This window comes from Hymenobacter sp. (assembly GCF_035709525.1).
In the GTDB taxonomy this organism is placed as follows: Bacteria; Bacteroidota; Bacteroidia; order Cytophagales; family Hymenobacteraceae; genus Hymenobacter.
Genome location: NZ_DASTEP010000058.1, coordinates 25,627 through 46,084, shown reverse-complemented (window position 1 = coordinate 46,084; position 20,458 = coordinate 25,627). Strand labels below are relative to the sequence as shown.

16 protein-coding genes and 1 tRNA gene are annotated in these 20,458 nt (G+C 63.3%); 7 read left to right on the top strand and 10 right to left on the bottom strand.

All coding sequences use genetic code 11. From position 1 onward, the window contains the following. Positions 1 to 210: 210 nt before the first annotated feature. Complete coding sequence (locus VFO93_RS05395; protein WP_325133311.1) at positions 211 to 1,293, top strand: type I asparaginase; 1,083 nt, start codon at positions 211 to 213, stop codon at positions 1,291 to 1,293. 103 nt (positions 1,294 to 1,396) lie between these two features. Beyond that, a tRNA-Ser gene (locus VFO93_RS05390) sits at positions 1,397 to 1,484 on the top strand. 213 nt (positions 1,485 to 1,697) lie between these two features. Here VFO93_RS05390 and VFO93_RS05385 read toward each other — a convergent pair. Further along, positions 1,698 to 3,854 carry a hypothetical protein gene (locus tag VFO93_RS05385; RefSeq protein WP_325133310.1) on the bottom strand — a complete coding sequence of 719 codons (2,157 nt, stop codon included), beginning with the start codon at positions 3,852 to 3,854 and terminating at the stop codon, positions 1,698 to 1,700. 99 nt (positions 3,855 to 3,953) lie between these two features. Between VFO93_RS05385 and VFO93_RS05380 the strand changes: the two genes are divergently transcribed. From VFO93_RS05380 to gldC, 3 genes are all read left to right on the top strand, one after another. Further along, positions 3,954 to 4,667: a DUF92 domain-containing protein gene (locus VFO93_RS05380; protein ID WP_325133309.1), complete on the top strand. Its 714-nt coding sequence runs from the start codon at positions 3,954 to 3,956 to the stop codon at positions 4,665 to 4,667. 103 nt (positions 4,668 to 4,770) lie between these two features. Continuing rightward, positions 4,771 to 5,895: a DNA polymerase III subunit beta gene (gene dnaN, locus VFO93_RS05375; protein WP_325133308.1), complete on the top strand. Its 1,125-nt coding sequence runs from the start codon at positions 4,771 to 4,773 to the stop codon at positions 5,893 to 5,895. 505 nt (positions 5,896 to 6,400) lie between these two features. Next, positions 6,401 to 6,748 (top strand): gliding motility protein GldC, encoded by a 348-nt coding sequence (gene gldC / locus VFO93_RS05370; protein WP_325133307.1) that lies wholly within the window; start codon positions 6,401 to 6,403, stop codon positions 6,746 to 6,748. A gap of 156 nt (positions 6,749 to 6,904) precedes the next feature. Here the strand turns inward: gldC and VFO93_RS05365 are convergent, their stop codons facing one another. From VFO93_RS05365 to VFO93_RS05340, 6 genes are all read right to left on the bottom strand, one after another. Further along, positions 6,905 to 9,232, bottom strand: a complete 2,328-nt coding sequence (locus tag VFO93_RS05365; RefSeq protein ID WP_325133306.1) for a GEVED domain-containing protein — start codon at positions 9,230 to 9,232, stop codon at positions 6,905 to 6,907. Between the two features lie 255 nt (positions 9,233 to 9,487). Further along, a complete protein-coding gene (locus VFO93_RS05360) occupies positions 9,488 to 10,024 on the bottom strand; it encodes a hypothetical protein (RefSeq protein ID WP_325133305.1) in 537 nt (178 codons plus the stop codon). Positions 10,025 to 10,205: 181 nt separating this feature from the next. Beyond that, the gene (gene dcd, locus VFO93_RS05355; RefSeq protein ID WP_325133304.1) at positions 10,206 to 10,745 is read right to left on the bottom strand and encodes a dCTP deaminase; all 540 of its coding nucleotides are present in this window, start codon (positions 10,743 to 10,745) and stop codon (positions 10,206 to 10,208) included. Between the two features lie 166 nt (positions 10,746 to 10,911). Continuing rightward, complete coding sequence (locus VFO93_RS05350) at positions 10,912 to 11,850, bottom strand: hypothetical protein (protein WP_325133303.1); 939 nt, start codon at positions 11,848 to 11,850, stop codon at positions 10,912 to 10,914. Between the two features lie 207 nt (positions 11,851 to 12,057). After that, positions 12,058 to 13,353: a glutamate-1-semialdehyde 2,1-aminomutase gene (gene hemL, locus VFO93_RS05345; RefSeq protein ID WP_325133302.1), complete on the bottom strand. Its 1,296-nt coding sequence runs from the start codon at positions 13,351 to 13,353 to the stop codon at positions 12,058 to 12,060. 100 nt (positions 13,354 to 13,453) lie between these two features. Then, positions 13,454 to 15,169 carry an ABC transporter substrate-binding protein gene (locus VFO93_RS05340; protein WP_325133301.1) on the bottom strand — a complete coding sequence of 572 codons (1,716 nt, stop codon included), beginning with the start codon at positions 15,167 to 15,169 and terminating at the stop codon, positions 13,454 to 13,456. Between the two features lie 259 nt (positions 15,170 to 15,428). On the opposite strand from VFO93_RS05340, the gene VFO93_RS05335 reads away from it, so the two are divergent. After that, positions 15,429 to 16,112 carry a DUF1361 domain-containing protein gene (locus VFO93_RS05335; protein WP_325133300.1) on the top strand — a complete coding sequence of 228 codons (684 nt, stop codon included), beginning with the start codon at positions 15,429 to 15,431 and terminating at the stop codon, positions 16,110 to 16,112. Between the two features lie 10 nt (positions 16,113 to 16,122). Here VFO93_RS05335 and VFO93_RS05330 read toward each other — a convergent pair whose 3' ends face one another. After that, positions 16,123 to 17,448, bottom strand: a complete 1,326-nt coding sequence (locus VFO93_RS05330; protein WP_325133312.1) for a glycosyltransferase family 39 protein — start codon at positions 17,446 to 17,448, stop codon at positions 16,123 to 16,125. 6 nt (positions 17,449 to 17,454) lie between these two features. After that, positions 17,455 to 17,673, bottom strand: a complete 219-nt coding sequence (locus tag VFO93_RS05325) for a hypothetical protein (protein WP_325133299.1) — start codon at positions 17,671 to 17,673, stop codon at positions 17,455 to 17,457. A 200-nt stretch (positions 17,674 to 17,873) separates the two neighbouring features. Between VFO93_RS05325 and dgt the strand changes: the two genes are divergently transcribed. Beyond that, a complete protein-coding gene (dgt, locus tag VFO93_RS05320) occupies positions 17,874 to 19,259 on the top strand; it encodes a dGTP triphosphohydrolase (RefSeq protein ID WP_325133298.1) in 1,386 nt (461 codons plus the stop codon). Between the two features lie 293 nt (positions 19,260 to 19,552). On the opposite strand, the gene VFO93_RS05315 is transcribed toward dgt, so the two are convergent. Next, complete coding sequence (locus VFO93_RS05315) at positions 19,553 to 20,287, bottom strand: type 1 glutamine amidotransferase (RefSeq protein ID WP_325133297.1); 735 nt, start codon at positions 20,285 to 20,287, stop codon at positions 19,553 to 19,555. Positions 20,288 to 20,458 lie beyond the last annotated feature (171 nt).

Here is a 20,458-nt window from a genome sequence, read left to right as displayed (position 1 = left end):
GTGGCCGGCTCTTACTCTAAATTCAAGCCCTCTTATTTGCATTAATGTTGCATTTTCGATAGTAATCAGTGCGACAGTAGTTTGCGTGGTAGTAGGTTTGTTTGCATTCGATTGCAGCATTTGGCAGCGGTAGCGCATTAATGTAGGGCGGCCAGGTTATTTTAGCGGAAGGCTGGCGCGGACTACGGTTCGGCTACCGTTCTTTGCGCCATGCCCGTTTCGCTCCCCGATTTGCCGCTGCTCACGCTGCCCACCGTGGCCGATGCGGCGGCCCCGCGCCTACTCATGCTTTACACCGGTGGCACGGTCGGCATGGCCGTGAACAAGCGCCGTGAGTTGGTGCCGATGCCCTTCCACAAGCTCGACCGCCTCATGCCCGAGCTGCACCAGCTGCCCTACCACATCGAGCTGCTGGCCTTCCCCGAGCCCATCGATAGCAGCAACGTTGTGCCCGCCGACTGGCTCTTGCTCGCCCAGCTCATCGGGCAGCACTACGATAGTTTCGACGGCTTCGTGGTGCTGCACGGCACCGACACGATGGCCTACTCGGCGGCGGCGCTCAGCTTTTTGCTCGAAAACCTGGGCAAGCCCGTGGTCTTCACCGGGGCGCAGCTGCCGGTGGGCCGCACCCGCTCCGACGCCACCCGCAACCTGCTCACGGCCATCGAGGTAGCCGGGGCGCGCCACCCCGGCGGCCACATGCGCCTGCCCGAGGTCGGCTTGTTTTTCGACGATATTCTGATTCGCGGCACCCGCGCCAAGAAGGTCGAGAGCCAGCAGTTTGCCGCCTTCAAAAGCGAAAACTACCCGCCGCTGGCCCGCGCCGGCATCACGCTCACCTTTGCCGACAAAGACATCCGGCCGCTGCCCGCCGCCCGCCTCCGGGTGCACGCGCAGCTAACCGAAAATGTGGCCGTGCTGCGGCTGTTTCCGGGCATCACGGCGGCCGTGGTGGAGGCCGTGCTGGGCGTGCCCGGCCTGCGCGGCTGCGTGCTCGAAACCTACGGCTCGGGCAACGCGCCCACCGCGCCGTGGTTTCTGGAATGCCTCGAAAACGCCAGCCGGCGCGGCGTTTATATCCTGAACGTGAGCCAGTGTCAGGAAGGCCGCGTGGTGCAGGGCCACTACGAAACCAGCGCCCACTTGGGCCGCCTCGGCGTCATCGGCGGCGACGATATCACCAGCGAAGCGGCCATTACCAAGCTCATGTTTGTGCTGGGCCTGGGCTTGGGCGAAGCCGAAACCCGCCGCCTGCTCAGCCAGGATTTGCGCGGCGAAATCACGCTGCCGTAGGGTGGAAAAAGCGGAAAAGCAGCTAAAAACACGCTTTTTAAGCTTCTTTACTTGCGCAGCCGCTCGCTGCCTCACTTTTTCGCCTATCTTTGCAGCCCCATTCAGAGAGGTGTCCGAGTGGTCGAAGGAGCACGCCTGGAAAGTGTGTATGGCTCAAAAGGTCATCGAGGGTTCGAATCCCTTCCTCTCTGCGCTAGTCGCATTGGCAGCTAAGAAGCCCGCTTGAAGTCAATTCAGGCGGGCTTTTTGCTTGCTACCCGTTAGCGGTTTCGGTGCCGATAGACAGAATACAGACGGCGGGTGTAGAGACGCAATATTTTGCGTCTGGCGTTATTCAGCTCGCCTGACGCAAGACGCAAGGATGCGTCTCTACACGCATCCGTATACTGCCTTAAGAAATAGCTCTAGTACGTGTCGAAGGTGAGCGTGAGCGAAAACTCCGGGGCCTGGGCCGGGCTGATGTTGCCAATGAACACGTTGCAGGTGTAGGCCCAGCGGTTGAAGCCGCCCGCGAAGTACTGGTTCAAATCTGGCTCGCCACCTTTAATAACGCTCAGGCCGCCCGTGCTGCCTTTGGCCGAGCAGGTGCGCGGCTGGGTCGAATTCAGGGCGAAGCAGCAGAGGTCGTAGCCCGCGTTGGCCTTGTCGAGCAGCGAGATTTTGACCTTGCCGCTGGCCGCGGTGGGGTTCTTAAAGGTAACGCTGGTCGGAAAGCCCCGCAGCTGGAAGTAGGCCGCGCCGTGCTCGTTGTAGCGCAAGTCACTTTTGGTCAGCGTAATGCCGCGCGATTTGGCCCCGGCCGGGGCGCGGTTGCCCTTCCAGGCCAGCGTTTCTTCTGAATACAGCCGCGCCGGGTGCTGGGGCGTGAGGATGGTGTGGCCGCCCTCGTCGAGCACATTCAGCACGTTGCTGAACTCGTACACGTCGCCCACCTGGGGCGTGCAGCCGGCGAGCGCAACGTAAAACGTGCCGCTGGTGCAGGCGGGCGTCTTGCCCACAAAGGCCACTTCCTGCGTGGCGCGGCCGATTTTGGCCCCATCCTGGGTGTAGAAGCGGGTGCCGACGCCCGCCCCGCGCCACACGAGCAGCGCGGGCGAGTCGCGGCCGCCATCCCAATAAAAGCCCGCCCGGCCCTTATCGACCGACGTAACCCGGACGGTGCGAAACTCGGCGGGGCTGAGGTAGGCCGAAGTGTTGTTGGTAGCCCCGAGCTTGAGGTGGCGCAGGCGGTAGCGCTGGGTGTGGTGAAAGCCGGCGTAGGAGCCCACGGCCGGGTCGGCGTTGTGCGCCACGGCCTTCGGCCCCACATCCGTGATGTAGCGGCTGGCCCAGCACTCCACCCCGTCCACGTCCACGAGGGGCGCGGCCAGCTGAATGCTTTTATCGCTGCGCCCGCCCACCCAGGCGCTGCCCCGGCAGCCGCCGCCGTTCGAGACGAGGCCGCGCACGCGGGTGTTCTGGCGCCGGACCCAGCCGTTGAGCTTGTCGTCCTCAAACTCGCCGCCCAGGTCGCCGCCGATGAAAGTGGTGCTGGTGAGGGCTTCGGTAGCCGTGCCGCCCTGGTGGGTCGTGATGTTGCGGTACACTACCTCATTGGCCACCCAGGCCACGGCGCTGGGCGCGGCGGCGCTGGCCGAAAGCATGGTGCCATTGCGAAACTCGGCGTAGTCGGCGTAGGGCCGGCGTGGGTCGTCGAGCGGCAGGATGCGCGCCTGCCCCGAGCCGCCGCCCGAGGTCTGGGGGTTTTCGGGGTAGTCGGCGCGGTGCTCGTAGTCGAGGGGGCGGTCGAGGGTGAGGCGGCCGGTGCGGTAGTCGATGGCCGCGATGGTGAGCGGCCGCTCATTGTGCGTGGTGCCGGGCGGGTAGGCCGATTCGCCCAGCACCACCTCCCGCGAATACACCGTGATGCGCGCCCCCTTGTAGTACACGCTGGGCACGAGCTGGCGGGGATTTTTCACCACCAGCACCCGGCTGCCCTTGGACACGGTGTTGATTTTCAAAGCCGTGAGGTACGACTTGGTGCCGTGGTAGCGGTCGCGGTCTATCTGTAGCAACTCGCCGTTGTTGAGCGTGCGCTGCAAATAGTTGTCGTTTTGGGATGGGGTAGGCTTGAGCGTGCCGCCGTTCAGGTCGAAAATCACCCAGCGCCAGCTGTTGGCCCAGTAGTTTTTGCTGTACGCCGTGACGCCGCCGGCCGGCAGCCGCACATAAAGCCGGGGCTGCTGCCGAAAGGCATAGCGGCCGGTGATGGCCGCCCGCTGCGCCAGCAGGCGGGCCGCGTTGTCGGTGCCGCCGAGCAACTGGTCGTCGGCCCCGAGGCGCGCGTCATTTTTCACGCCGAAGGCCGCCAGGTCCAGCGTCACCATTGGCGGGGCGGGCGGCTTGGCTATCGGCTGCCTCGCGGGCAGCGGGCGGCGGGCGGGCCCCTGGGCAGCGCGCCCCGCGGGCCGGCCAATCTCCGCCACGACGAGCGTAGCGCAGGTGGTGCCCGCCGGCCGCACAGTCTGCTTTAAAATAGGCTGCGCCCAAACTACCGGGGCCGGGGGGGCTAGACTAATCATCAGAACAAAAGTAGGGTAGGCCAGAGGCTGCCTTCGGCAGCCGAGCCCTGTGGCGCAGTGGCTCTACCTTTGGCCACCGCTACCACTTTATTTCTCCCGATGCCGCTCCAGCTGGCCCTCGTCGTACTACTGCTGGGCCTGGGCATGGCCTACAGCGCCCGCGCGGGCAAGCTCACCGTGCCCGCCGTGTGGGTGGGCGGGGCGCTTGGGCTGCTCATCTACCTCGGGGCGGGCTGGTCGGGGCTGGCATCGCTGGCCCTGTTTTTTGGCCTGGGTACGGCGGCCTCGGCCTGGCGCGTGGCCGACAAGCGCCGCCTCGGCCTGGCCGAAGCCAACCGCGGCCGCCGCACTGCCGGCCAGGTGCTGGCCAATGCCGGCGTGGCCGGCCTGCTAGGGTTGCTGGCCTGGCGGCTGCCCGCCCACGCGCCGCTGCTGCGCCTGATGCTGGCCGGCAGCTTTGCCTCGGCTGCCGCCGACACGCTGGCCTCCGAGCTGGGCAACGTGTACGGGCGGCGCTATTATAATATTCTGACTTTCAAGCCCGACCAGCGTGGCCTTGATGGCGTCATCAGCCGCGAAGGCACGCTGCTGGGCTTGGCCGGTAGCGCCATTATCGCCGCTGCCTACTGCGTGGGCGTGGGCTGGGGGCTGGCCTTCGGGTGGCTGCTGCTGGCGGGCACGGCCGGCAACCTCGCCGACTCGGTGCTGGGCGCGACGCTGGAGCGCCGCCACCTGTTGAATAACGACGCGGTGAACTCGCTCAATACGCTGGTGGGGGCCATGGTAGCAGCGCTGGCCGGCCTGGGTGGATAGCTCGCCCGCGCCGCCTGGCCCCACCCGCCAAACGCTTCCCCAAAACCCCGCCCGCCGGTGTATCTTTGCGCCCCTCTCAAAACGGCTCTAGCTCACTTTTTATATGAAATTCATCGTTTCGTCCTCGGCCCTGCTCAAGCAGCTCCAGAGCATCAACGGCGTGGTTACGAACAACCCCGTGGTGCCCATTCTGGAGAACTTTCTCTTTGAGATTGAGCCCGGTAAGCTCACGATTACGGCCTCCGACCTCGAAACGAGCATGATAACCGAGCTGCCCATCGAGGCGCAAGAAGCTGGCCGCATTGCCGCGCCCGCCCGCATCCTGCTCGATACGCTCAAGAACCTGCCCGACCAGCCCGTAACCTTCACGCTGGACGAGGAAACCTACAACATCGAAATCAGCTCGGCCAACGGCCGCTACAAGCTAGCCGGCGAAAATGCCGCCGACTTCCCCCGCGTGCCGGTGGTGAAGGGCTCGGCCCCGGTCGAGATTCCGTCGTCGTCGCTGGCGCGGGCTATCAACAAGACCATTTTCGCGGTGAGCACCGACGAGCTGCGCCCGGCCATGACCGGCATCCTGGTGCAGCTGGGCGAGGCCCAGGTAACCTTCGTGGCCACCGACGGCCACCGCCTGCTGCGCTACCGCCGCCAGGACGTGGGCGCGGGCCAAACCGCTAACCTCATCATCCCGCGCAAGGCGTTTAACCTGCTCAAAAGCTCGCTGCCCAGCGAGGCTACGCCGGTGCGCGTCGAGTTCAACCAAAGCAACGCCTTCTTCTCGTTCAACCAGATGCGCCTGGTGTGCCGCCTCATCGACGAGCGCTACCCCGACTACGAGAACGTAATTCCCGTCAGCAACCCCAACAAGCTGACCATCAACCGGGCCGAGCTGCTGAACTCGGTGCGCCGCATCAGCATCTACTCCAACAAGACGACCCACCAGGTGCGCCTGCGCCTCACGGGCTCGGAGCTCATTATTTCGGCCGAAGACCTCGACTTCTCGAACGAAGCCAAGGAAACGCTGGCCTGCCAGTACGACGGCGAAGACATGGAAATCGGCTTCAACGCCCGCTTCCTGCTCGAAATGCTGAGCAACATCGACTCCGACGAGATTACCCTGGAGCTGAGCACGCCCAACCGCGCCGGCCTGCTGATGCCCGCCCAGGCCGATGATAACGAGAGCATCCTGATGCTGGTGATGCCCGTGATGCTCAATAACTACGTCTAGACCGCAGATTCAAACGGATTTGTAGGATTTAACGGATATGCCCGGCTGCGCCGGGCTGGCTAGGCCAGCGTGGTGCAGCCGGGCGCGTGGGGTGCCCCAGCCGCTAGCCCGAGTGAGGCCTGGGTTTGGGTGGGTAGTGGTGTTGGGTGTGCAAGTGCGAGTGGTTGGGAGGTGGGTAGGTGGAAGTGTGCAAGTGACGGGATAGTAGTGGCTAGCCGTCCGCCCGGTAGGTAAGTTATTGATAGGCGAGTAGTTGGTGGAAGGATTTTGGGCTATAGCCGCTGGCTTTTTGTATTTTGCATTTAACTGGTTTAGTGAGCTTATTTGGATAATCCATTTTTATAGCCGCGCTATACTATAATTTAGCGTGTTGGCTACGAAGTGCGTAGCCAGTTTTTACTTTAAATTAGGTAGCGGAAAAGCAGCCTGCCCTGCCTACCCGTCAAGCAGTCAGCCCGCGTAGCGGGCGTATCCGTTAAATCCTGAAAATCCGTTTGAATCTGCGATGAAGAAGTCAGAAATCCGTTTTAGCATTGCGCTGGACGACCAGAAAGTACCCGAGGCCATTAGCTGGCAGGCCACCGATGCCGGGCAGGATATTCACTTTGCCAAGGCCATCAATATTTCTATCTGGGACCGCAACGCCGACGGCACGATGAAAATCGACCTCTGGACCAAGGACATGCCCACCGATGCCATGAAGTATTTCGTGGTTGATACCATCGGCTCGATGGCCGAAACCATCATCACCGCCACCAGCGACCAAAAAATGGCCGCCAAAATGCGCGCCCTCTGCCAAGAGCTTACCGACTACCTCGAAGAGCAGGGCCAGGACAACCGGCCCAACGTGTAGTTGCCCTTCTAGCGGCGGCCAAGCGAAGTCATTTGCTACCTGTTTAGCATAAAAAAGCCTCTCACTGCGCAGTGAGAGGCTTTTTTTAAGGCTGCCGCTGGCTATGAGTTGCCAGGCTAACGGGGAGCATCGCCACCGGCAATGCTCCCCGTTAGCTTATTCGCGCACGATGCGGCGCGTTTCTACCGCGCCGCTGGCGGTGCGGGCTTGCAGCAGGTACACGCCGGCGGGCAGGGCGCTCAGGTTCAGCGTCTGCTTCTGGCCGAGGGCGGTACCGGCCACGGTGCTTTCGACCACGCGCTGGCCCAGGGCATTGGTTACCGTCAGGGCCACGGTTTCGCGGAAGCCGCTGAGCTCCAGGGTCAGCAGGCCATCGCGGGTGGGGTTGGGGGCCACGGTGAGCGCGGTGCTGGCCTGGGCGGTGGCGGCGGCCGTCACGGTGATGTTCACGGGGGCCGAGATGGCCGAGCAACCGGCGGCGTTGGTCACGATAACAATGTACTGGCCGTTTTTGGTACCCGAGTTGACGAGGTACGACGTGCCCGTGGCGCCGGGGATGAGGTTGCCGTTGAGGTAAAACTGGTTGCCGCTGGCTGCGCTCGATGTGAGCGTGATGCCCGTAGCCGCCGTGCCGCTGGTGGTGAGGGTCGGCGTGGCGGGCGCGGCGGCTACCGTGACGGTAGTCGTGGCCGAGGAGGCGCAGGTGGTGGCGGTAGCGGCCACGGTGTTGGTGACGATGTAGGTGCCGGGCGTGCTGCTGCTGAGCGTAATAGCGCCGGTAGTAGCATTGATGGTAAGGCCCGTAGTCGAGCTAAACGTGCCGGCCGTGGCCCCGCTGGCCAGCGTAACGGTGGGAGCCGTGGTAGCATTGGTGCAGAAGCTGGCAGCCGGGTAGCTGAAGGTGGCCGCAGTGGCCGTGCAGGAGCCGGCCGCCACGATGTTTACCAAGTAGTCTTCGGCTTCGCCGTAGCCCCCCGAGGTGCTGGCACCGCACGCCTTGTCGCTGGTGATGATATTGTCTTCGCCGCCGCGCACGCGCATTTTGGTCTGACCCAGCGTGGCCGTGGCCGGAACGGCTACCGGAATAGCCACCGGTGTGCCGCTGCCATTAACGCTGGTATTCAAAGAGAAGAACTCCGTTGTTTCAAACGTGCCGTTCTGGTTGAAATCAATCCACACGGCGCTGTACTGGGTGCCATCTGTGCCAAGCGTGAGCCTGACGGTGGCCGTGCTGCCCTGGGCTATGGCAGGAATTTGCAGCGTGGCGGCGCTGCCCGTCTGCTGGGCCGAATAATCGCGGTAGTAGGGCGAGGCATTGCCCGTGGTGGGGTTATTAAGCGTACCCAATTGCACATTCAAGATGTTGTCGGTACTGCCACCGTTGGTATAGGTAGGCGTGCAGTAGCACGAGGTCGGGGCATTCTGCGTAATCTGCACGGCCGTGGCGGTGGTAGGCGTGCTGCCGGTGCCGGCATACTGGCAGCCCACGAGCACGCGGTAGTACGTCGTAACGGTCTGGCCGGTAGCGGTGTAGGTGCTGCTGGTAGCCCCGCTGATATTGCTGAAGCCCGTGGTGGCGCTCGTCGTCGACGACTGCCACTGGTAAGTGTAGCCGCTGTTATTGGGCACGCCACTCACCGACAAATAGATGCTGGTGGAGGGACAGGCCGCGGATAGCGCCGTGCCGCCGCCGGCGGTGGTGCTGGCTACGGTGGTCAGGGTGGTGGGGGCCGCCGCGCAGTTGGGGGCCGGCGTGCCGGCGCTCACGGCCAGAATGTTAAGCACGCCCGAGCCGGTAGCCGTCGTGAAGGTAATACCCGTAACGGTCGTAGAGGTTTTCGCCGCCGGCACGGTCAGCTTCACCTGGCTCAGGAAGGGGGCCGTATTGGCCGCCGCCGTGGCCGAAACCGGCGCGGCGGCGCTGGCCCGGGCCGAAGCGCCGAATACGTTCTGGCTGGCCGAGGCCGTAAACCAGTCGGGATACGTCTGGCCTGCGAAGGCCGTATTCGTGCCGTCCGAGTAGTTCACCGTCATCGTGACCGTGGAGGCTCCGCTGCCGCTGATGGCCAGCACGTATAGCTCGGCCGCCGCCGTGGGCGTGGCAAACGTGACCGTGCCCGTGCTGCCCGCCGGCGAAATACGCAGCGAGTTGTTGGCCGAGTACGAAGCCAGCTGGTACGTGAGGTTGGAGTAGCCCGCTATCGAGTTAGGAATGAGCCCGCTGTTGGGCAGTCCCGAGGTGTGGGGCGTCGAGGCGGTGTAGTAGTCCTGCGAAATGAGGTAATACCCAGCTGCATCCACATCGTTTGTGGTCGAGTTGGCGGGCAGCAGGGCCGCCGAGCCGTTGGCAATGACATCGTGTGAGAAGCTACCGGCCGTGAGTGGCACCGTGCTGTAGTTTACCTGCGCGGCGGCGGTCAGGCCCAGGCCCCAGGCCAGCGCCACAGGCAGCAGCTTAGAAAAAAGGGTAAATGGTTTTTTCATGAAAAAAAGGGGGAATGGTGATTGGTAATAAAATGACTGTGAAGCAGGAATAAGCCGTGTTGCGGCCGGAAAAGTAATATCCAAACTGCCTTTTTAAACAAAAAAATATAGCTGGGTAGTACTTTTTTGATGCAGCGCCCAACTGCCGCTGCTGTCCGGCCCGGCCGGCCGCTCGCCGTAGCTACCACGCGGGCGCACAAAAAAAGCCCTGACGCTGCGTCAGGGCTTTTGCATAGTAAGAAAGTAGAGAGTGGGCTACTGCCGCACGGCGGGCCGGCTGGTGCGGGTAGCCGGCCGGGCCGGGCCGATGGTGGCGTTGTTATCGCGGGCCGGCACCGGGTTCTGAATGGAATTCACCAAAATAGAGGCCGAAGCCGAATTGGCGTAGTTTTTATCGACCTGCGCATAGCGCTTGCGGGCGTCGAAATAATCGGAGTACTGGTCGGGCGTGAGCACGGCCTGCAACTCCTGGTCGCGCTCGCGCACCACCACCTTCGATTGCTGCTCGAGCTGGGCCGCGTTTTGGGCATACTGGCGCTCCAAGGCGTCGAGCTTAGCCGTTTTGTCGGCGTTGATGGCGCGCAGCTTAGTAGCCTGGTAATTGTTGAGGTGCAGGTCGCGCACCATCGTGTTGCTGAGGTGCTCGGCGCGGGCCTCCACAGGGTTGAGGCGCGGGCTGGACTGGGTTTTGTCGCGCACGGCCGTGGTGGTAGGGGCCGAAAGGGTAGCGGGCTGCTGGGCAAAAGCTGGTGCGGCAAAAGCCAGCAGCAAAGGGGCAAAGGCAAGCTTCATCGTCAGAAAAGGCAAAGTTTAAAGTTTGCAATAGCCAATTAGCGCGCCAAAAATGACGCGGCAATCGACAGTTCTTAACGAAGAAGTGAACGCGGAGGTTAACCTGTAGGCTAAGCGTTGGCTTGCCCGCGCCAGGCTAGCTTAGCCTGATGCGGGCAAGCCAACGCTTAGCCTATAGCCTTTAAAACGCGTTTTTCCACATCATGCTTTCCACCGGGCGGTCGGTGCGGTCGTTGTACTTGGCCGACTGCTTGCGGTTGTAAAACGTTTGTACATCACCTTGCAAGCCGAAGTAGATGAGCTGCCCGATGGGCATGCCGGGGTACACCCGCACCGGCATCGACACGCTGATTTCCAGCGTCCAGTGGTTGCAAAAGCCCACGTCGCCTTTGCCAGCCGTGGCGTGGATGTCGATGCCCAGGCGGCCCACGCTGCTCTTGCCCTCCAGAAAGGGCACGTGCGCGTGGGTTTCGGTGTACTCCTCCGTCACGCCCAAATACAGGATGCCGGGCTGGAGCACGTAGCCTTCTTCGGCCGACATCTCGAAGGTGGTAATCTTATTATGGCGGCGGGCGTCGAGCACCGCATCGTCGTAGGTGGCCAGGTAGCGGCCCAAATGCACGTCGTAGGAGTTGGTGCCCAAGCAAGCAGGGTCGTAGGGCTGCACCACGATGGTACCGCGCTCCATTTCGGCGCGGATTTGTTGGTCGGTCAGAATCACGGATTAGCGTGGATTATAGCGGGTTGCGCGGATTTTGTAAGCGCTTTCGCCAAGAGGTAAAAGAGAGTAAGTAGCGCGAATTTTGTAGTTCGCGTGTGGTAGCGAGCACCCGAACGGGCCCTAACGAACGCGAACTACAAAGTTCGCGCTACCAAGCCCGGCAGCGCTAGCGCTGCGGGTAGTGCGGGTTGGGCTCGTCGTCTTCGTCATCGCCGTAGCTGTCGTCGGGCAGCTCGCCGGTGGCCGGGCCGCGCAGGCGGCTAAACAGGCTGGGCTTGGCCTCGGCCGGCTCGGGCGCGTAGTCGTCGGCATCGGGCTCATTGTAAGCTGATTGGTTGGTGGCCTGCGCCTCTAGCTCGCGCACGCGGCGCTGCAAGCGGCGCAACTCGGGCAGCACGCTCAGCAGCCCAAAGCCCAGCAGCCCGAGCGTGCCCAGGCTGCTGAGCAGCGTGAGATAACCCACCCAGCCGGGGCCGCCCGTGGGCGCGGCCTCGCCGGCCGGGGCGCGCAGTTCGGGCTCGGCGGCGGTGGGGGCGGGGTTTTCGTCGGCCGGCTCGGCAGCCGGGGCGGGGTCGTTGGTGGTGAGCGGGGCCGAGGCCACGGCGGGCTCGGGCTCTTCGGCAGCGGTGGGCACGTTGGCGGCGGTTTCGCCGCTGGCGTTGAAGCGGGCCACAGCCTGCTTGATAACCCGCTCCTCGTTGCGAATGAGGGCCGAGCGCTCATCGCGCGGCAGGCCGCGAATGAAAAACTCAAAATTGCGGTCGCGCACTACCGAGTTTAGCTGCCGCTCAAATTCGGCCTGCGACAGCTGCCCGCCGCCGAAGCGGTTTTTGTAGCGCTCGGCCACGCCGTTATAGTTCAGAAACAGCTTTTGCAGCTCCGCATTACCCTCAAAGCTAGTGAAGTCGCGCCGGGCCGCCGCCGTGCGCAGGCCGGCCGGAAACTTCTGGCGCGTGAAGTGCTTGTCGTACACCGTTTCGAAGGTGCGAAAGTTCAGCTCGTCGATGGTGCGGTCAAACAGCTTTTTATTGGCCTGCGCGGGCGTTTCGCCCTGGGCAAAGCTTAAAAATGGTATAAAAAGCAGCAGCTTGAGCAAGTAGCGCATAACAAAGCGAGGAGTAGATAGCATAGCGTGAAGGTAGCGCCGTTTTGGAGGCGCGGCATCGGGTGCGGGCTGCCGGCTTTTTGCCGGCTGTCCGCTCGTCGTTAGGTGGGCGAGCGTAGGCGTGGGCTTATTCCGCGAAGAGCGGACAGCCGGCGAAAAGCCGGCAGCCCGCCCCAAATGACGTTTTATCCTGACCCAAAAGCAGCGCTACGCCGCCAGCCCGTATGCCTCTTGCAGCGACTCGCGGCAGGCCGTGAGGTACTTCTCCACCAGCTCGTCGGTGATGCTGGTTGAGATAAACAGCGCCTCAAACTGCGACGGAGCCAGGTAGATACCGCGCTTCAGCATAGCGTGGAAGTAGCGACCGAAGGCCGGCAAATCGGCCTTTTTGGCGTCTTCCAGGTTATTCACCGGCTCGGCGGTGAAGAATAAGCTGAACATCGAGCCCACGCGGTTCACGGTGTAGTTCAGGCCCAACTCGCGGGCAATGGCGCGGGTGCCGTCGGCGAGGCGGGCGGTGGTGGCTTCGAGCTGCTGATACACCTCGGGATGCTCGTGCAGGTAGCGCAACTGGGCCAGGCCGGCGGCCGTGGCCAGCGGATTGCCCGACAGCGTGCCGGCCTGGTACACCTTGCCGGCCGGGGCCACCTGGTTCATGATGTCGGCGCGGCCGCCGTAGGCACCCACGGGCAGGCCGCCGCCGATGATTTTGCCCATCGTCGTGAGGTCAGGCGTGATGCCGAATAGCTCTTGCGCGCCGCCGGGTGCGAGGCGAAAGCCCGTCATTACTTCGTCGAATATCAGTACGATGCCGTGCTCGGTGCACAGCGCCCGCAGCTCGGCCAGAAAGCCCGGCGCGGGCTCCACCAGGCCCATGTTGCCCACCACCGGCTCGATGATGATGGCCGCGATTTGGTCGGGGTTGGCGGCGATGGCGGCCTTCACGGCGGCCACGTCATTATACGGAACGGTGAGCGTGTCCTGGGCCACGCCCTCAGTTACGCCCGGCGAGTCGGGCGCGCCCAGCGTGAGCGCGCCGCTGCCGGCCGCAATCAAAAACGAGTCGCCGTGCCCGTGGTAGCAGCCCTCAAACTTGAGCATCTTGGCGCGCCCGGTGTAGCCCCGCGCCACCCGAATGGCCGACATCGTGGCCTCGGTGCCCGAGTTCACGAGCCGCACTTTCTCCACGCTCGGCACCATCTCAATCAGCAGCTCGGCCAGCTCAACCTCGCGCCGGGTGGGCGCGCCGTAGGAAAGCGAGTGCGGCAGGGCCGCCCGCACGGCATCGAGCACCACGGCCGGCGCGTGCCCAAGTATCATCGGCCCCCACGAGTTGATGAAATCAACGTATTGATTGCCATCGACATCGGTAAGCCAGGCGCCTTCGGCCGACTGCATAAAGATGGGCGCGCCGCCCACCGCGCGGAAGGCACGAACGGGCGAATTAACTCCGCCCGGAATCAGGTCCTGGGCGCGGGCAAAGAGGTTTTCGGAAGTAGTCATATTTTAGTGCTTAGTTGTTAGTGCTTGGTGCTTAGTATTAGTAGTTGTTAGTGCTTAATGCCAAAATCCAGGCACCAGGCACTAACAACTAAGCACTAAACTACCGTACCAATTGCAGCTCCAGGTTGCTGAGCTTCACCATCGGCACCACCTGGTTGTCGTGGGCGGTGCCGGGGTAGGCGAGGCCCTCGAACACCGCGCCCGGCAGGGGCGGCAGCGTGGCCAGCCCGCTCTGAAACGCCGGGCCAAACTGCTGGAGCGCATTACCAAAAAACAGCAGCAGCTCGAAGCCCTGGCTGGCGAATACCGAGGGCGGCAGGTTTTGCTTGGCCAAGTACAGCTGCCGGAAGCGGCGGTAGCCAGGGCGCTGGTTATCAAAGTATTTGGGGTGGTAGTAGTACACAGTAGGGCCGCCGAGCTGGCCGGGGTCGAGGCTGGGGTTGTCGAGCCAGGCTCCGGGCGCGAGTAGCGCCGGGCGGGTAGCGGCGGGCACGGCTTGCAGCGCCGCGAAGGTGGCCGGGCCGGCTTTGCGGTGGTCGGACGCCACGACTACGTGGCTGACCGAGGCCAGGTCGAGGCCCGCGAAAGCGGCCGCGAGGCTGGCCGCGTCGTCGGGGCGCAAGGTGCGCGATTCCAGGATTTTGCCGCCCGCCTCCTGGTACGCCACTTGGTAAGCCTGGGCAAAATCGTTGTCGTCCTTGGCATCTTCGCGCAGCAGCACGGCCGGGCGGCCGGTGCCGAAGGCCGACGCCGCAAACTGCGCCGCCAGCCGCCCCTGCGTGGCCGCGCTGGGCATGTAGAGGTAGTGGTACACGTTATCGAGCACCAAATCACCATCTTGCGACAGCGGATTGATGCACGCTATCTGGTGCTCCTGCGCATAGCGGGCCAGCAGCCGCGCCCCCGACTTGTACACCGGCCCGATGAGCATATCCATGCCCGCGAGCTCGGGCAAGGCCAGCACCGACTTCAGCGTCAGTGTATCGGCCCCCGTGTCGTAGGCAAACAGCTGCACCGGGTGCCCGGCGCGTTGCAGCGAGTCTTGGGCCAGGCGCAGGCCCGCGTAGAGGTCGGTTACGAACTGGTTTTTGCGCTGCGTCTGCCAGGTATTATCTTGTAATTCAAAGGGTAGCAGCACGCCGATGTTATACGTGCTCTTGCGGGGCAGCGCCTTGGGCGCGGCCGGCGCGGGCGCGTACTGGCTGCGGTCGAGCTTAAACTGCGTGATGAGCGCATCGAGCTGCTGGCGGTCGGCGTCGGCGAGCGGGCCGCTGCCGCGCAGAAAGTCGGCGTAGAGGCGGCCCACGAGCTTGCTGTTGGGGTAGCGCTGGCGCAGGCGCTGCCAGGTGGCGCGGTCTTTAAGCTTACCTAAGTAGTTGGCCTGCAAGCTTTCGCGCAGGGCGGCGTACTGCTCGGCGGGTAGCTGGCCCAGGGTGCGCAGGGCATTGTCGTAGTCGCCTTGCTCAAACGACACCTGGCCTTGCAGATACAGCACCTCGTTGAGGGCCGCGTAGGTGGGGTATTCGTGGCGGATGAGGTTGAGCATCTGCTCGGCCTCGGCCCACTGGCCCTGGCGCGTGGCAGCCACGGCGTAGAGGTAGCCCGCATCGGCGGCCTGCGCAAAGTGGTTGACGGGCTGCGCCAGGGGCTGCAATTGCTTCATGGCCACGTCGTAGTGGCCCTGGTCGAGCTGGTTTTTGGCGGTGCGGTACTGCACCAGCTGGCCCTGGGCGGCGGCGGCCAGGCTGAGCAAAGTCAGCGGCAGCAAAAGCAAGAGGCGCTTAGGTAAAAGCAAGGCCCGGTAAAAAAGAGTCATGGGGGACTGATACGGCGCAGCGGCCGCGTTAGCTGCCGCAAAGGTACGCCCGGCTGGGAGGGGGTGGGTGCAGCCTACTCGCCGCGCATCCCTACTTTAGCGTTCTACCAAGACATGAGACGTTAGACGTGAGAAAGATTAGTAAAAAGACATGAGACGTTAGACATGAGACATGAGAATGCTTAGTAAAACAGTTCTCATGTCTAACGTCTCATAACGTCTCATGTCTAACCTGTAACAAAATCCTATGAACCTGACCATGCCCCTTTCTCGCCCCGCCCTGCGCCACCGGCTGCCGCTGCTGCTCGTGCTGGGCTTGTCGCTGGCCCTCAGTTTCGCGCTCATCGCCGTGCGCGTGGCCATTACCAAGCAGTTTTTGTTTGTATTTCTGCTCTGGAACCTGTTTCTGGCCGCCATTCCATTTGGGCTGAGCGCGGCGCTGCACCTAGCCGCCTACCGGCCCAAAGCGCGCCTGCTGCTGCCAGTGGGTGCGGTGTGGCTGCTGTTCTTTCCCAATGCGCCCTACCTCGTTACCGACCTCTTTCACCTCGAGCCCCGCGCCGGCGTGCCCTACTGGTACGACCTGGCCCTCATCATGTCCTGCGCCTGGAATGGCCTGATGCTGGCCTACTCCTCGCTCATCGACATGCACACGCTGGTGCGGCAGCGGCTGGGCTTCTGGGCGGGCTGGGGCTTCGCCACGGTAGCGCTGGGCCTCAGCGCGTTTGGGGTGTATTTGGGCCGCTACCTGCGCTTCAATTCCTGGGATATTCTCAGCAATCCGTTCACATTGTTCTACGACATCGTGCAGCGCTTCCTGCACCCCTTCCACAACTGGCAAACCTGGGGCGTAACGGTCGTTTTTTGGGCGTTTTTGCTGCTGGGCTACGCCACCGTGCGCCTGCTGGGGCGCGCGGAGGCGGTAGTGGAGCGGGAGGAGTAGGCAAGCATTACTAATTCAGCCCGCCCTCCCAGGCGGCCAGCTCCTGCTGTCGCTCGGCCTGCACGCGGGCCAGCAGCGCCGGGCTCGGGCCGGTGCCGAGGTAGATAGTTTCGCCCCGCTCGCGGGCGTAGGGATTGGTGATTTCGCCCACTTTCTCCAGGTGCTCAAAATAAGGCACTAGCTCGCTAGGGTGGCCCTCGCCCACCAGCAGCAGGTGCCGCCAGGGGCGCGGCGGCGGTGCCGGAAACCAGTGCAAGTAGCTGCCATTGAAGCTGGTGGCGGCGGGCATATTGCGGCCACGGTTGTAGTAGTTGATGGCCCCGGCCTGGCCGTAGTCGTCGCACTTGATGAGGGTGCGGGCGCGGGTCGAGTCGGGGAGCGCCCGGTAGGCTAGCCACACTTTATCGGCCAGCTCGTGCCAGCCTTGCATATCGGCAAAATCCTGGGGCAGCGGGTGCAGTTGGCCGTCTTCCCAGCGGTTGAGGGCCAACTTTTTATAGAAAGGTTTCTGGTTGAGTTGCACCATCTGAGTAGGTTGCAGGATGGGGTAGATGACAACCAGCAACGGGGCCAGCAGCGCCAGCGGCAGTACCAGCAGCGCCACCCGCAGGGCCACTCGTAGCCGGGGCCGCGCCGCCAGCCGGGCCTGCCACCACACCGCGCCCACCGCAAACAGCGCCGGGTAGTAGCCCAGGCCGTAGTAGGCTTTGCCGTGCAATACATTCAAAATCAACATGCCGCCCACGTACAGCAGTCCCGCCGCGCGGGCCTCGTGTGCGGGCCGGCCGCGCAGCGCGGCCCACAGCCCCGGCACCCACACCAGCAGCGCGGGCAGGTTCATCAGCACCTGCTCTTTCCAGAAATTGCCCGGCGTCACGTTTACCAGCTGCTGGTCGTGCAGCAGCGCCATGTGGTGCCGGAAGGGCAGCCCATGCGCCACCTGCCACAGCAGGGTAGGGGACGCCACCAGCAGCGCCAGCCCCGCCGCCAGCCAGACGGGCCGCCGCCCAAAGGTGCGCGGCGCGGTAAGTAGCAGCGCCCCCACTACCGCCGCGCCGAAGAAAAACGTCGTGTACTTATTGAGCACACCCAGCCCCAGTACGATGCCCAGGGCGTAGAGGTGCCGGGGCCGGCCAGCAGGCTGCGCGTGCCGCACCAGCAGGTAAGTGGCTAGCGTAAAGCTGAATATCTCGAAGGCATTGGGCTGGAATAGCAGATTGACCCGCCCGTAGGCCGTGCTGAGGTAGCACACGCCCGCCAGCGCCTGCGCCCACGGCCCGCCGCCCAGCCGTCGCGCCAGCTGCACCACCACGTAAATGGTGAGCGCGCCCCACAGCAGCGGCTAGGCCTTCACCCAAAAAAAGCCGCCGCCCAGCGCCAGCGTCACCCAGCTTTGCAGGGCCGTAAGGGGCGGCACCTCGATGTAGCCCCAGGCCAAATGCCGGCCGTAGTCGAGGTACAGGTACTCGTCGCGTTGCAGCTCGTAAGTGCCGTAGCCCGCCAGCAGCAGGCCCGAGATGATTTTGAGGATGGCGAAGAATAGGGGTAGGCGGTGTTTCATTGCAGAAGGTGAATAGAAAAGGGCGAACAAATAACGGTCATGCTGAGCGGAGCGCAGCGCAGCCGAAGCATCTCTGCCGCTTCGTTGCTGGCGTCAGGAGTTACTCTGCTAAAGAGATGCTTCGACTTCGCTGCGCTCCGCTCAGCATGACCGTTCTTTGTTTTCCTGCCCCTTGTTAAATGATAATTGCTAACTGTTAAATGTCAACGCCCTGGTCCCGCCTGCTTTCTACCCGCCGCTACCCCGACCGCCCCGCCGAGGTGCCCATGCCCGGCCGCTCGCCCTACCTCGCTGATTATGACCGGGTCGTGTTCTCGTCGGCCTTCCGGCGCTTGCAGCGCAAAACCCAGGTGATGCCGCTCCCCGAAACCGACTTCGTGCACACCCGCCTCACGCACTCGCTCGAAACGGCCTGCGTGGGCCGCTCGCTGGGCCGCCTCTCGGCCCGCCGCGTGCTCGAAGCCGACCCGGCTATTGCCGACGAACTGTCCGACTTCGCCCAGGACTGCGGCGACATCGTGGCCTCGGCCTGCCTGGCCCACGACATCGGCAACCCGCCCTTCGGCCACTCGGGCGAGGACGCCATTTCGGCCTACTTCGCCAGTCGGGCGGCCGAGCGCTTCACCACCGGCCTCAGTGCCGCCGAGCAGGCCGACTTGCAGCACTTTGAGGGCAACGCGGCGGGCTTTCGCATTCTCACGCACACCTACGCGGCGCTCAGCAGCGGCTCGGCCGGGCTGGGCCTCACCTACGCCACACTGGGCGCGTTTACCAAGTACCCGCGCCCGTCGGTAGTCGGCGAGGCCAAAAAGCAGGGCGGCGCGAGCGAGAAGAAATACGGCCATTTTCAGACCGAAAACCCGCGCTTCAAGCTCGTGGCTGAGGAGCTGGGCTTGCGCCCCAAAGACGCGGCGGCCGGCTTCTACCACCGCCACCCGCTGGCCTTCCTGGTCGAGGCGGCCGATGATATTTGCTACCGCATCATCGACTTTGAGGACGGCCTCAAGCTCGGCCTCATCGACCACGAGCGCGGCCTTGCGCTGCTGCGCGAGCTGCGCGCCGCCGCCCCCAACGCCCGCCCCCGCGGCGCGGGCAGCAGCGGCCTGCACTGGCGCGACTGGCAGGAGGAGCTGGGCTACCTGCGCGCCACGCTCATCGGCCAGCTTGTCGATGAAACGGCCACTTGCTTTGCCCAGCACGCGCCCGCCATCCTGGCCGGCACCTACGATGCCTCGCTGGTAAAAGAGCTGAGCGGCTACGAGCATTTGCAAGAGATTCAACGCCTCAGCATCGACAAGCTCTACCGCTCGCGCCCTGTGCTCGAAATTGAGGCGGCGGGCTTCGAGGTGCTCGGCGGCCTGCTCGATGCCTTTTTGTGCGCCATTTTCGACAAAAAGGAAAACCACCGTTCGCGCAAGCTGCTCGACCTGCTGCCCAGCCAGTACCGCGCCATCGGCCCGCAGGCGGGCGCGTCGGCCTACGAGCAGATTTTGCTGCTCACCGACTACGTGGCCGGCATGACCGACCAGCACGCGCTGAGCTTGTACAAGACGATTAAGGGGATAGAGCTGCCTAAAGGTTTCTAGACCGCAGATTCAAACGGATTTTTAGGATTTAACGGATACGCCCGCTGCGCGGGCTGACTAAGCGAATGGCGCTGGCCGCCGTTTAGCGCGCAGCGCGTAACGGCAGGCCGACGAGTGGGGCGAGTCTCATGACTCGCGTACTTAATACTGCGCTCCCCAAAATGTTGGTTTCTGTTATATGCTAATAGCTAAAATATTAGCCAGTGTATAAATCCCAGGCGCGTCGTTGTGCCAGGGGTTTCGCGAGTCGGGAGACTCGCCCCACTCGTCGGCCTGCCGTTGCGCGCTGCGCGCTAAACGGCGGCCAGCGTCGAGCCCGCTTCGCCCTCGTGTAGCGCTGTCATATTTTCCAGTAGCGTTTCCAGTAACTTTCGCCCTTTCCACACCGATTTCAGCTTGCCACGAATCTGTGCCGCCGTTTGCACAAACTCTTGTTCTTCGGCTGTTTCGTGGTCTTCAAAAGCTATCAAATCCTCTACCATGTCCTCCGTCATCTCCGGGTGAAACTGGAGGCCGATAACCCCATCGCCCCACACGAAGCCCTGCGCCGCGCACCCGGCCGACATGCCCACGCGCAGCGCGCCCGGCGGCACCGTGAAGGTGTCAAAGTGCCAGTGCAGCACGGCGGCTTTGTCGGGCCAGCCGCGCAGTAGCGGATGGGTTAGCGCTTTGGCCGAAAAGCGCACCGTCCAGAAGCCGATTTCGGGCTCGGGGTTGGGCCGTATCTCGCCGCCCAGCGCTTCGGCCAGCAGCTGTGCGCCCAGGCAAATGGCCAGCGTGATTTTGCCGGCCCGCAGCGTCTCGCGCAAAAAGGCTTTTTCCTCAACCAGCCACGGAAAACGCGCTTCGTCGCGCACGCTCATCGCCCCACCCAAAATGAGTAGACCGTCGAAGTCGGCCAGGGCTGGAAAAGCTGGCTCCGGCTCGAAGAGCCGAACAAGCGTGAGTGAGTGGCCGTGCACGGCCAGCCAGTCGGCGGCGTAGCCGGGGCCTTCGTCGGGTAGATGTTGAAGACAGAGCCAGACCACAGATTAAACTGATTTTAGAGGATGGAACGGATTTTTTGTGGTTTTTGGCCGAGTAGCATTTCTTGGCGAGTTGAACTAAACTGACTATAAATAGAAAAAAGAACGGATTTTCTGCAATCACCACCAACCATCAAAGGAGAGTGACAACCACAAAAAATCCGTTCTATCCGC

Coding starts and splice junctions, on each gene's coding strand:
- dnaN (WP_325133308.1), top strand. CDS start 4,771: ATGAAATTCATCGTTTCGTCCTCGGCCCTGCTCAAGCAGCTCCAGAGC.
- VFO93_RS05395 (WP_325133311.1), top strand. CDS start 211: ATGCCCGTTTCGCTCCCCGATTTGCCGCTGCTCACGCTGCCCACCGTG.
- dgt (WP_325133298.1), top strand. CDS start 17,874: ATGTCAACGCCCTGGTCCCGCCTGCTTTCTACCCGCCGCTACCCCGAC.
- VFO93_RS05350 (WP_325133303.1), bottom strand. CDS start 11,850: ATGCGCTACTTGCTCAAGCTGCTGCTTTTTATACCATTTTTAAGCTTT.
- VFO93_RS05360 (WP_325133305.1), bottom strand. CDS start 10,024: ATGAAGCTTGCCTTTGCCCCTTTGCTGCTGGCTTTTGCCGCACCAGCT.
- gldC (WP_325133307.1), top strand. CDS start 6,401: ATGAAGAAGTCAGAAATCCGTTTTAGCATTGCGCTGGACGACCAGAAA.
- VFO93_RS05325 (WP_325133299.1), bottom strand. CDS start 17,673: ATGAAACACCGCCTACCCCTATTCTTCGCCATCCTCAAAATCATCTCG.
- VFO93_RS05335 (WP_325133300.1), top strand. CDS start 15,429: ATGCCCCTTTCTCGCCCCGCCCTGCGCCACCGGCTGCCGCTGCTGCTC.
- hemL (WP_325133302.1), bottom strand. CDS start 13,353: ATGACTACTTCCGAAAACCTCTTTGCCCGCGCCCAGGACCTGATTCCG.
- VFO93_RS05380 (WP_325133309.1), top strand. CDS start 3,954: ATGCCGCTCCAGCTGGCCCTCGTCGTACTACTGCTGGGCCTGGGCATG.
- VFO93_RS05385 (WP_325133310.1), bottom strand. CDS start 3,854: ATGATTAGTCTAGCCCCCCCGGCCCCGGTAGTTTGGGCGCAGCCTATT.
- VFO93_RS05365 (WP_325133306.1), bottom strand. CDS start 9,232: ATGAAAAAACCATTTACCCTTTTTTCTAAGCTGCTGCCTGTGGCGCTG.
- VFO93_RS05340 (WP_325133301.1), bottom strand. CDS start 15,169: ATGACTCTTTTTTACCGGGCCTTGCTTTTACCTAAGCGCCTCTTGCTT.